Annotated in this window: 11 protein-coding genes; 2 read left to right on the top strand and 9 right to left on the bottom strand. The window is 36.4% G+C overall.

Annotated elements, in window-relative coordinates:
- Nucleotides 1-4: 4 nt before the first annotated feature.
- The 7 genes from maf to A2530_RS06500 form a co-directional block, all read right to left on the bottom strand.
- On the bottom strand, nucleotides 5-556 hold the full coding sequence (maf, locus tag A2530_RS06530; protein ID WP_294884966.1) for a septum formation inhibitor Maf: 552 nt from the start codon (nucleotides 554-556) through the stop codon (nucleotides 5-7).
- Nucleotides 556-1,038 carry a hypothetical protein gene (locus A2530_RS06525; RefSeq protein WP_294884967.1) on the bottom strand — a complete coding sequence of 161 codons (483 nt, stop codon included), beginning with the start codon at nucleotides 1,036-1,038 and terminating at the stop codon, nucleotides 556-558. The genes maf and A2530_RS06525 overlap by 1 nt, the downstream gene beginning before the upstream one ends.
- On the bottom strand, nucleotides 1,038-3,587 hold the full coding sequence (gene alaS, locus A2530_RS06520; protein ID WP_294884968.1) for an alanine--tRNA ligase: 2,550 nt from the start codon (nucleotides 3,585-3,587) through the stop codon (nucleotides 1,038-1,040). Before alaS ends, A2530_RS06525 begins: the two co-directional genes overlap by 1 nt.
- 85 nt (nucleotides 3,588-3,672) lie before the next feature.
- A complete protein-coding gene (locus A2530_RS06515) occupies nucleotides 3,673-5,199 on the bottom strand; it encodes a diguanylate cyclase (protein ID WP_294884969.1) in 1,527 nt (508 codons plus the stop codon).
- A gap of 7 nt (nucleotides 5,200-5,206) precedes the next feature.
- Nucleotides 5,207-5,965, bottom strand: coding sequence for a molybdate ABC transporter substrate-binding protein (gene modA / locus A2530_RS06510; protein WP_294884970.1), 759 nt, complete (start codon nucleotides 5,963-5,965; stop codon nucleotides 5,207-5,209).
- Nucleotides 5,966-5,970: 5 nt separating this feature from the next.
- Nucleotides 5,971-6,447 carry a DUF523 domain-containing protein gene (locus A2530_RS06505; protein ID WP_294884971.1) on the bottom strand — a complete coding sequence of 159 codons (477 nt, stop codon included), beginning with the start codon at nucleotides 6,445-6,447 and terminating at the stop codon, nucleotides 5,971-5,973.
- 1 nt (nucleotide 6,448) lies between these two features.
- Nucleotides 6,449-7,864, bottom strand: coding sequence for an aldehyde dehydrogenase family protein (locus tag A2530_RS06500; protein WP_294884972.1), 1,416 nt, complete (start codon nucleotides 7,862-7,864; stop codon nucleotides 6,449-6,451).
- A gap of 75 nt (nucleotides 7,865-7,939) precedes the next feature.
- On the opposite strand from A2530_RS06500, the gene A2530_RS06495 reads away from it, so the two are divergent.
- Entirely contained in the window at nucleotides 7,940-8,164 is a 225-nt protein-coding gene (locus A2530_RS06495; protein ID WP_294884973.1) for a hypothetical protein, read from the top strand.
- A 9-nt stretch (nucleotides 8,165-8,173) separates the two neighbouring features.
- Nucleotides 8,174-8,572: a thioredoxin family protein gene (locus A2530_RS06490; protein WP_294884974.1), complete on the top strand. Its 399-nt coding sequence runs from the start codon at nucleotides 8,174-8,176 to the stop codon at nucleotides 8,570-8,572.
- Here A2530_RS06490 and A2530_RS06485 read toward each other — a convergent pair.
- Together A2530_RS06485 and A2530_RS06480 are read right to left on the bottom strand one after the other, a co-directional pair.
- Nucleotides 8,569-8,898, bottom strand: coding sequence for a YraN family protein (locus tag A2530_RS06485; RefSeq protein ID WP_294884975.1), 330 nt, complete (start codon nucleotides 8,896-8,898; stop codon nucleotides 8,569-8,571). The two genes, A2530_RS06490 and A2530_RS06485, sit on opposite strands and share 4 nt — an antisense overlap.
- A complete protein-coding gene (locus A2530_RS06480; protein ID WP_294884976.1) occupies nucleotides 8,899-10,962 on the bottom strand; it encodes a molybdopterin-dependent oxidoreductase in 2,064 nt (687 codons plus the stop codon).
- Between the last annotated feature and the right edge of the window lie 73 nt (nucleotides 10,963-11,035).

The raw sequence follows: 11,035 nt of genomic DNA, 5'->3' as shown, positions 1-11,035 counted from the left end.
GTTATCAATTTATAACGAATTTTTGTAGCAACTCTACATTTAGACCCATAGCCGTACTTTCATTACCTTTTGTACTTTTTATATATTTTTTACAAAAGCCCTCAACCATACACGCTCCGGCTTTGCCACGCCAATCTTTGCTTTGCAGATAACTCTCTATATCATTAAGACCAAAATCGTCAAAAACATAATTTGTTGTAGAGATATCTATAATTTTAATATCGATGGAGTGATAAATCATACATGTAATTATGCTTGTAGTATTACCGCTTTGAGTTAGCAGTATATTTCTTGCATCATCAACGCATTTTGCTTTTCTAAGAATCTGACCTTGAGACGCGACAACGGTATCTGCAACTAAAAGCGGATACTCCATAAAACCAAAGTGTTCAACATTTGCCTTATATTTTCCTAATGTTGCCTGATATACAAAGTTTTTAGGAGAGGAGGCTATTATGCTCTCTTCGTCAAAATCAATGCTTTGTTGGATAAACTCTATGCCTGCAGCTTTTAAAAGCTCTGCGCGTGTTTGAGATGATGAGGCAAGTCTTATCATTATAGTCTGCTTGAAAAATAAGTTCCTATAAATACTGCACTTACACCTAAAATTATGTTTAGCGGCACCATATATTTTCCGATTAATCCAAGCTGATTTTTTGCACCTAAAAAATCGCCGCTGTTTAATAGTTTGTCTGCTTTGTTTCTTCTATAAATCATTATAGAAAGATTAAGAAACATAATAGTCCAGATTCCCTCTTTTATATAAGTAAACATTGAAAAATCGCTTTGAGAAAGAGCGTACCCTTTTATCATAAAAATTGCGGTTATAAGTAAAATAGCTACAAAAGGAAGTACTATATAAAAAAGTCTTTTGAGTCCGTGAGAAATTCTCTCAAGCCTTTTTTGAGGAGACTCTATTTCCATAAAAGAGTAGTGTGCCCCATAGCGCATAGCTATCATACCGCCGACCCACACTACTGCACTTATTACATGTAAAAAAACTATAAAAAGCTTATACTCTAAAAATATACCTTGCATTACGAGAGAGCTTTAGTTATAAACTTCATAGCCTCTTCTTTGGCTTCTTGAAGTTTTGTTACGTCCTTTCCGCCTGCTTGTGCAAAGTCTGGACGTCCACCGCCGCCGCCGCCTAGTATCGGAGCGACATGTTTTATCCAATCACCGGCTTTTGCATCGGCATTTTTAACACCTGCTGCCATCATAACTTTGTCGCCTTTAACTTGAAAAAGTATTGCACAAAGTTTTTCGTTTTGATTTTTGAGTTCATCGATTTTATCTTTGATATCGCCGCTTGTAAGTTCATCTACGACTACACTTACACCGTTGATTTCATTTGTTTTTATCTCTACTTTTATGCTGTTTTGAGCCTCATGCAGTTCTGCCTTTAACTCTGATATATTTGACTTCAGTCTTGATATACCTGCTATAACATCAAGATTTTTAACTTCCGCTTGAACCTCTTTAACAAGCTCTCTTTGCTGCGTAAAGTATTTATAAGCCGCATGTCCGCAAACTGCTTCAATACGTCTTACTCCGGCACTGACACCGCTCTCTTTAGTGATAATAAACGAGCCGATAACCGCCGTATTATTTACATGTACACCGCCGCAAAATTCAACACTTGCATCGCCGAAACTTACAACACGAACTTCATCTCCGTACTTTTCGCCGAACTGCGCTTTTGCACCTGATTTTTTAGCCATATCTATACTCATAACTTCCGTTTTTCCGGATATCGCTTTTAGAATTTCATGATTTACTCTTGCTTCGATTTGAGCCAACTCTTCAACACTAAGAGCTTTTGGATGAGAAAAGTCAAATCTAAGTCTATCGGCTTCAACAAGTGAGCCTGCTTGAGAAATATGGTCTCCCAAAACATCAAATAAAACGGCATGAAGAAGGTGAGTTGCCGAGTGATGCTTTGTTATCTCATTTCTTGAAATATCGACAACAGCCGTAGCGACGTCTCCGACTTTTAACTCTTTTTCTACCGAAATTTGAGAAAGATTAAGCCCGAAGAATTTTTTTGTATCGTTTACTTTTGCAAAGCCTTCAAGCTCTCCGCTATCTCCACTCTGTCCGCCTGATTCAGCATAAAAAGGAGTAACGTCTAAAAATACCCAACCATTAGAACCGCCGGAGAGTTTATCCGCATGATGATAGTTCTCATCCAAAAGCGCTAAAACTTTGCTTGTATGACTTAGGCTCTCATATCCGACAAAACTATTCTCGCCGAATTTTTCCAAAAGTTCTTTAAAATCTCCATGAACAGCGTCGTCTCCACTACCTTTCCAAGCAGCTTTTGCACGAGTTCGTTGCTCTTGCATTAACTCCTCAAATTTTGCAGAGTCAAGCATAAGATTTTTCTCTCTTAACATGTCTTCCGTCAAATCAAGCGGAAATCCAAAAGTGTCATACAGCTTAAACGCAACCTCTCCGCTAAAAACGTCCGCTGTTTTTTCAAGTTCTGCATTAAAAAGCTCTATTCCAGATGCAATAGTTTTGAAAAATCTAGCCTCTTCAAGCTCTATCTGCTCTTTTACCGCAGGAGCTTTTTGAGCCAAATAGTCATACTCGCTACCCATAATGGAAACAACGACATCTACTAGCTTATACATAAACGGCTCATGAAAACCTAAAAGATATCCATGACGAACGGCGCGACGCAAGATACGACGAAGAACATAACCACGCCCCTCATTTGAGAAGTTAACGCCTTGCGCGAGAAGAAAAAGTGCAGTTCTAATATGGTCTGCAATTACGCGATAAGATGCTCCCTGTGCATAAACATAACTAGCGTCTAAAAGTTTTTCAACCTCTTTTATGATTGGCATAAATAAAGATGAACTGTAGTTGCTTGTAACACCTTCGCTAATTGCCACTACACGTTCCAATCCCATGCCGGTATCTATTGAAGGCTTTGGAAGAGAAGTCAAAGTTCCGTCTGTGCTTCTCTCATACTGCATAAATACAAGATTCCAAATCTCTAAAAACCTGTCTCCGTCTCCGCCCATATAATCCTCAGAGCCGCTAAAATTCTCTTCGCCCTGATCATAAAAAATCTCGCTACACGGTCCGCAAGGTCCGGTATCGCCCATCTGCCAGAAGTTGTCTTTATCTCCCAGTCTCATAATTCTATCTATGCTTACATGTTTTTGCCAAAGAAGTTCTGCTTCATCATCGCTCTCATGAACGGTTACCCACAACTTATCTTTAGGAAATCTCAAAACTTCTGTTATAAATTCCCACGCATAATCAATCGCGTCCTCTTTAAAATAGTTTCCGAAGCTGAAGTTACCGAGCATTTCAAAAAAAGTGTGGTGTCTTGCCGTGTAACCTACGTTTTCTAAGTCATTGTGTTTTCCGCCTGCACGAATACATGTTTGGCAGGAAACTGCTCTAGGATTTTGCGGAGCCGGTATTTCGCCCGTAAAAATAGACTTAAAAGGCACCATTCCTGCATTGTTAAACAGTAGCGTCGCATCATCTGGAACGAGGGGCGCACTCGCCACTCTGTTGTGGTTTTTTGATTCAAAAAATCTTAAAAATTCTTCTCTAATATCCATGGGCATATCTCTTAGTATAAAATTGGGCGATTATATCTTAAAATAGCAATATAACTCTTTAAATGCTAAGTAATTATGCTAAAGACTAGTAGATAGTTATACGGTTTCGTCCTTCATTTTTTGAGCGATAAAGTGCTTCATCGGCTCGTTTTATAATTCTCTCAATTGAGACATCATCTTTAAACTCTGCAATACCAAATGATACTGTCTCTTTGAGATTTAGCTCATTACAAAAACTATAATCCTCTATTTTTTTACGTATATTCTCTACAACATCATAACTGTTTTGCGCATTTGCCAATATCAGCATAATAAACTCTTCTCCGCCGTATCTTGCTACTATGTCAAATTTTCTTACATGTGAACGTATAATTTTTGCTACCTCTTCGAGTACTATATCGCCTGCTTGATGTCCATATAAATCGTTTACAAGTTTAAAATGGTCTATATCAGCCATTACAATAGAAAATTTATGCCCAAACCTGCTTGATTTTTCAAACTCCTCTTTTGCAGCTTTTAAAAAATATTTACGGTTATACAGTTTTGTAAGTTCGTCATACTGAGCCTCTTTTTTAAGCACTGCACTCTCTCTTATAATTTTGTATATTACTACTAATGAAAGCAGAATAATTACGACGGTTATCAAGATAAAATATTTGAAATCTTTAATAACGGTTTTTATACGCTCAGAATCAGTATAAGAGACTAGATAGGCAACCGTCTTATCGTTTTTTACATTTTTTATCGGCAAAAAAGAGAGTACTTTGACCACATTATCTAGCTCTTTATACATTGCAAACTCTTTACCTATTTGTATTTTATTCTCTATTGTTTTACGAAGTGGATTTATTAATGTTCGTTGGCTCTCATCAAGACGTTTATGATCAATATGGTCCGACATGCTAAACATAAAATCTTCATGCTCTATACTCTGTTCATAAGGTTCTTGATTATTACTTTTCCATTCTAAAGAGTTAAAAACATTTCTATTTACTATAAAATGCGTGTGTATATTACTAGCTCGCATGGTATAGTTTTGAAGCATTGTCGATGAAAAAGATACATCTAACGCGCCTATATGCTTTCCGTCTATATAAAGCGGATAAACATATCTAAATGCATGTCCATCCTTTCCCTGTTCAAATCCGCTTATTGATACTTTTTCTTTATTAGACTCTTTTATACTATATCTGATCTCCGTCAAGTTATCACAGAAACTATCCGGTTTGTGCATTCTTAATAGGCTTTCATTATTTGGTAATATTATCTGCAACTGCATAACTTCAAGCATTCTAAGTTTTTCATACTCGTCTTTTAAGTGATTGTATAGCTGATTATGTAAATTTGCTTTTTCTTCTTTGGTTGCGCCGTTTGCATTTGATAACATTTCTAAAAAAACATCATCTTTTTGGAATGAATTATATACGTTTTTGGAGATAACTTCAAATCTGTCAAGCCCTTGATTATAACTCATACGAAGAAGTTTTAGCGGCTCTTTCAGCGCTTCGTTAATCTCGGAGTTTTTATTATAGAGCAAAAGAGAAAAAATAACACCAAACGCAACCACGGATAAAGATATAAAAAAGAGTAATTTTTTTTGCGTATTACTCATTGTTTTCCTACTTATAACCGTTTATTTTATATATATTTTGACCATCTTTAGACAAAAGAAAATTTAAAAATTTTATTACATGTTGATTCTCCAACCCTGCTTTTGAGACGACATAACCTTGAATTATAGGCGTATATAAAGCTTGCTCTATCTCTATCCAGTATAAATCCTCTGTTTTGTAAGCATTCGGAAGAGAATATATCCCTGATTTTGACAAAAATCCGGCAGCGTCATACCAGATTGTATTTTTAATTACCGTAGATATATCCGTAGAATACTTGATTTTATCGGACAAAGAGTCAAATAGCTTTGTATTTTTAAGCACCTCGATTGCCGCTTTGCCGTACGGAGCTGTTTTTGGATTTGCTACTGTTATATCTATAATTTTTTTATCTTTTAATATATTTAATTTTTTTTGACCTAAAGTTTTATCAGGAGGAACAAATAAAACCAAAATCCCTTGCGCATATTTTTTTGCAGGAGTTGCCGATTTTTTTGCAATATAAATTTCCTCCGGAGTAACCATATCCGCCGCAAAAAATATATCATAATAAACACCGTCTAAAATAGCACTTGCCAAATCGCCTGTAGCTCCGTACTCAACTATAATTTTCGTATCAGGATACAAAAGATTAAAGCTTTTAATCACTTGTGGCAAAACAAATTTATTGTTTCCGGACGCAAATACAACAACTGCATTTCTATCCCCGTTCTTTGCCTCCAAAGAAAAAACGAGAAACAGCAAAAATATAAAATATTTAAACATAAAATCTATCCTCTTATTTTTTTATTTCTAAGATTCATTACATCAAAGTTTAGCTCATCTTCAATTTTTATACCCTTATATCTATTTAAAAATATCTCGGCAGCTAGACCGTTTCCAAATTTGATTATCTCTTTTTTTTCGCTTAAAATAGGTGTAGTTCCAACTCCGCAACTCGGACTCTTAGACTTGAGCACTATCGCATCTGCTTTTGGATTTGATTTTATGAAAGAGTTTATTTCATCTTCCAAAAGTTTCGTAACATCTATATTTGTCTCATCCGTTACAATTCTATTTTTTCCATTTACCTCAACCACGTTTATCCTCTCTCTTGGAGTTCCAAATATAGGCGATTCAGGACAAAAAGGTATTATTTCATACTCTTTGAAAGCTTCTACTATTTCATTTACTTTTTTTGTTTTACCGTCATAGCGACAATTCTCGCCAAGTAAGCAAGCAGAGATGATGACCTTTTTACTAGACATTCTAACAAATCACTACACTTTTTATTTCACTCATCTCTTCAATGGCAAATTTTGGTCCCTCACGTCCAACACCGCTAAGTTTAACACCGCCGTAAGGCTGAATGTCAAAACGAAGAGTAGGCATGTCATTTATTACTATACCACCTGCATCAAGCTCATAAATAGCACGCTGAGTCAATTTTAAATCATTTGTAAAAACGGAAAACTGCAACCCATACGGCGAGTTATTCATCTTTGTTATAGCCTCGTCAAAATTATCTACTTTTATAAGTGAGACTATCGGAGCAAATACCTCCTCGCAAACTATTGACATGTCATCTCTAACATCAGCCATTACGCATGGATAAAAAAGTCTTCCTTCAACCCGTGGAGCAAGCATCGGTACAGCACCTTCTTCTATGGCACTCTCAACCCAATGCATTGCTCTAGAACATGCTTCATCATCAATCAGCGGCCCCATAAAAGTATCATCGTTATACGGTGAGCCGACAACTAGATTTTTACTCTCAAATGCCATTTTTGAAGCAAATTCATCATATATTTTTGCATTTACGTAAATGCGCTGAAGCGAAATACAAACTTGACCGGAGTTTACAAAAGCTCCTATTGCACATCTTGAAGCAGCCAAATCCAAATCTGCACTCTCATCAATATAAGTTGCCGCATTTCCGCCGAGTTCTAGTGAGATTTTCTTTATTCCTGCGTTTTTTGTAATTATATTTCCTACCGCAACACTTCCCGTAAAACTTATAACTCTTGGTATTTCGCTCGTAACAAGTATATTTCCCACTTCAGCATCTCCGTAAACCAGACTAATGACATCTTTTATGGCATATTCGCTCTCTATAAAAAGTTTGGCAAACTTATAAGCGGTTAGAGGTGCTTCTGGCGTTGGTTTTAACACAACCGCATTTCCTGCAACAAGAGCAGGTGCCAACTTATGAGCAACTAAGTTGAGTGGAAAATTAAAAGGTGTAATTGCAACGACAACTCCTACCGGTACTCTTGTAAAAAACGCCGTAGTTTTTTTACCACTTGGCATTGCGTCCGTATTTATAGTCTCGCCGTGCATACTTCGCATAATCTCTGCTGATAATGTAACTGTTTCTATACATCGATCCACTTCAATACGTGCAAATGTTATGGGCTTGCCAACCTCATCGGTTATTGTTTTTGCCAAATCCTCTTTTGCATCTTTTAACTTTTTTGCAACATCTAAAAGCCAGTTGCACCTTTGAGAAATTGTACTTTTCTTAGCTTCTCTAGCTGCTTCTTTAGCAATAAACAGTGCTTTTTTTGCATCATCCGCACTACAAAGAGCCGCTTCTGAAACCACTTTAGCACTATATGGATTTATTCTCTGAACGTAATCTTTTGCTATTATCTCTTGTGAACCTAAATATATATTTGCTCTCATAATATGGCTCCTAATTTTTATTTTATGTTTTTTATTTTTATGTTATTATAGTGTAAAAGTAAGAAGGAGGACATTATGGAAGTCACTCGATATTTATTTCAATCGCCTTACTCTAGCCAGATTCAGATAGGCAGACCCGATACTTCTAGTGTTGGTAGCGATAAAAATTCACAAGATGACTCTGCGCTTCTTAAATCAACAAATAAATCTCTTAGCAGTGCAGAAACATTTAAGGCGACTCAAACACAAGAGGTTAAACCTACTGTAGCTTCAACGTCTCTTTTAGATGTTATTGCTTAAATGCATAGTATGAATAAATTTTTACTATCTTTATTTTTCCTATTTTCTACACTTTTTGGTGCGGAGCTAGATTGGTCTCACAACTATGATGAAGCGCTTAAACAGGCACAAAAAGAGCAAAAAGGGGTTTATCTTTTTATAGGTGCCGATGTCTGCAGATGGTGTGATAAATTTAAGGACATGACGTTATCAAAAGAACATGTAATAAAACGACTAAGAGAAGAGTATGTCCTTTTATACCTCTCAAGAGATAGGCACAAGATACCCAAACATTTTGAAGTAAAAGGTGTGCCTAGGCACTACTTTTTGACAAATGAAGGCAAGGTAATACATGCAGATAGAGGAAGTAGAGAGGTTGAAGGATTTTTTACTCTTCTTGATGAAGTAAGTCTAAAAAAAGAGAACTAAAGCGTTATATTTTCTATAAACTCTATATCTTTGTCTATAACTATCAAAGCATCAAAAACAAAATCTACATGTAGAGCATTTTTTTTCATATATACATTTGCCGTTTTGATAAGACGCGATAGTTTTTTAGGTGTTATGTTTTGAACTGCACTCTCATAATCAAGTCCGCTCTTTACCTCTACAAAATGTAACACTCCCTCTTTTATAACAATTATATCTATCTCGCCAAAGCGTGAGTAAAAATTTCTCTCAATTACGCTAAAGCCATTGTTTAAAAGAAACCCACATGCTATATCTTCTGCCGCGTTTCCTTTAGCTCTGCTCATTTAGCAGTTTATCACTTCTACTTTTACTGATTTAAAAGCGGCGGTTAAAATTAGCTCGTCACACTCATCACCAAAAAGCGCATTTATTTTAGAGTCTGCATGATGAAACGTTACAAAAAGAGTTTTGGGCTGGACTTTATCCGTAAACTTGACTTTAAGAGGAGTCGTCTGCCCGTTTTTTGTCTTTAAAATAACACTCTGGCTTGTAAAATCAGCCGCATCATCCTCGTTTACCAAAAGCAAATCTTCACTATATCTATCCATCAGACTCGGCGTCTGTTTTGTTTGAGCGGCATTGTTGTACATGGCAATAGTTCTGCCTGTTGTCAAGTAATAACCCTCTAGTTTTTTATCTACTATATCTTTTATCATGTTACGAAGTCTGTACTGTTTATAATGAAACTCGCCCAAGCCATCATCCGTTCTAAAATCCAACTGATGTAAGATAGGCGTATCTTCAGTATGAACAGGCCACTGAAGTCCACGTTTACGATGTCTCTCAAGTCTTATATAGGATGCTCCGCTAAAGCGACGATATGCTACTTCTCGTACTTCATCCCAAATCTGGTTTGAATTTTCATAGGCATAATCTCCACCCATCTTATTATCAAGAAGCTGTATAACTTCCCAATCATCGGGCAAATCTGATTTTACTAAAGGCTGAGAGAGGTGCAATCTTCTCATAGCATTTACATAGACACCTGTTTTTTCATAAGCAGATTTTACGCCAATAATAATGTCTGCTTTTGAAGTAATATCAGTTATAAAAAGCTCTTGAACCATTATAAATTCCAGATTTTCTAAAGCTCTGTCTATCTTGTTTATGTTTGGATGAATATGCGTTAAGTCTTCGCCTATATTTAAAATGGCTTTTATTTTGCCATCTAACATCTCATTAACAAGACGGGGAGTCATAAGACCAACCTCTTTTGGCTCTTGATAATCTGGGGCAAAGTATGGAAGCATTCCCATATCACATGCACCTTGAACATTATTCTGACCGCGCAAAGGCATAAGTCCTGCACCGCTTTTGCCTATGTTTCCAGTCATTAATGCAAGATGGGTTATCGCCATTACCGCGTAAGAGCCGTCTGTGTGTTCGGTTATTCCAAGACCCCAAAATATCATAGAATTTTTAAGTGCATACTCTCTTGCAACACGAGGAATCATTTTGCTCAAGTACTCATAACCCTCAATCTGCTCAAAATATTTTGGATTAGCATAAGGGTCGTTTAAAATCTTTTCCTTAAACTCTGCAAAACCTTTTGTTCTCTCGGCTATAAAACTCTCATCATACAACTCTTCTTCTATAATTACATGTGCTAACATATTTAAAACAAGTAGATTTGCTTCATGTGGAATAATTGCTTTATATTTTGAAAATCTATGAAGCTTAATATCGCGAACATCAAATACCGCCAAGTTATCATGTTTTGCCGCTACATCAACTATACGATTAGCAATTATGGGATGAGCTTCAGTCGTGTTTGAGCCTATAACTATCATAAACTCGCAGTTATAAATGTCGTTATACGGATTTGTAGCAGCACCCTCGCCGATAGTAGTTCTCATACCTTTTAATGAGGGAGAGTGACAAACCCTTGCGCAATTATCAACATGTGGAGAATTTAGAGTATGACGGGTAAACTTTTGAAAAAGATATACGCTCTCGCATGAAGTTCTTGCCCCGCCTATGGAAGCTACGCTTTTTCGTCCATACTTCTCTTGAACCTCTTTAAGTTTCATAGCCGCGGCAGTAGTCACACTATCCAAATCACTCTCATACCAAATATCATCATACTCAACTAAAGAGGAAAATATGGCTTCTTTTATTGTCGGATTTTTATCCAAAAAGCTTTTTTTGATTCTAGGAGTGCGGAGTCTCTCTTTTGAGTCAACAAAATCAAAACCGTATTTGCCTTTTATACAGAGCTTTCCTTGAGAAACAACACCGTCTTTGTGAGCAAAAATTTTCTGAATTTTATTATCTTTGACATTTGCCGCTATATCACACCCTACGCCGCAATAAGTACAAACACTGTCTATCGTTTCAACATTTTCCATATATGACTTTCAATAGACTTCTTTCATAACTACTCTTTTTAGATTGCTTTACTTGTCATTGTGAGGCTTAGCC

This window comes from Sulfurimonas sp. RIFOXYD2_FULL_34_21, assembly GCF_001830805.1.
Lineage (GTDB): Bacteria > Campylobacterota > Campylobacteria > Campylobacterales > Sulfurimonadaceae > Sulfurimonas.
This window is presented reverse-complemented; position numbering and strand designations above follow the sequence as displayed.

What these genes read in the sequence shown, in the direction of transcription:
- maf (WP_294884966.1), bottom strand. Translation starts at nt 556, where the DNA reads ATGATAAGACTTGCCTCATCATCTCAAACACGCGCAGAGCTTTTAAAA.
- A2530_RS06525 (WP_294884967.1), bottom strand. Translation starts at nt 1,038, where the DNA reads ATGCAAGGTATATTTTTAGAGTATAAGCTTTTTATAGTTTTTTTACAT.
- alaS (WP_294884968.1), bottom strand. Translation starts at nt 3,587, where the DNA reads ATGGATATTAGAGAAGAATTTTTAAGATTTTTTGAATCAAAAAACCAC.
- A2530_RS06515 (WP_294884969.1), bottom strand. Translation starts at nt 5,199, where the DNA reads ATGAGTAATACGCAAAAAAAATTACTCTTTTTTATATCTTTATCCGTG.
- modA (WP_294884970.1), bottom strand. Translation starts at nt 5,965, where the DNA reads ATGTTTAAATATTTTATATTTTTGCTGTTTCTCGTTTTTTCTTTGGAG.
- A2530_RS06505 (WP_294884971.1), bottom strand. Translation starts at nt 6,447, where the DNA reads ATGTCTAGTAAAAAGGTCATCATCTCTGCTTGCTTACTTGGCGAGAAT.
- A2530_RS06500 (WP_294884972.1), bottom strand. Translation starts at nt 7,864, where the DNA reads ATGAGAGCAAATATATATTTAGGTTCACAAGAGATAATAGCAAAAGAT.
- A2530_RS06495 (WP_294884973.1), top strand. Translation starts at nt 7,940, where the DNA reads ATGGAAGTCACTCGATATTTATTTCAATCGCCTTACTCTAGCCAGATT.
- A2530_RS06490 (WP_294884974.1), top strand. Translation starts at nt 8,174, where the DNA reads ATGAATAAATTTTTACTATCTTTATTTTTCCTATTTTCTACACTTTTT.
- A2530_RS06485 (WP_294884975.1), bottom strand. Translation starts at nt 8,898, where the DNA reads ATGAGCAGAGCTAAAGGAAACGCGGCAGAAGATATAGCATGTGGGTTT.
- A2530_RS06480 (WP_294884976.1), bottom strand. Translation starts at nt 10,962, where the DNA reads ATGGAAAATGTTGAAACGATAGACAGTGTTTGTACTTATTGCGGCGTA.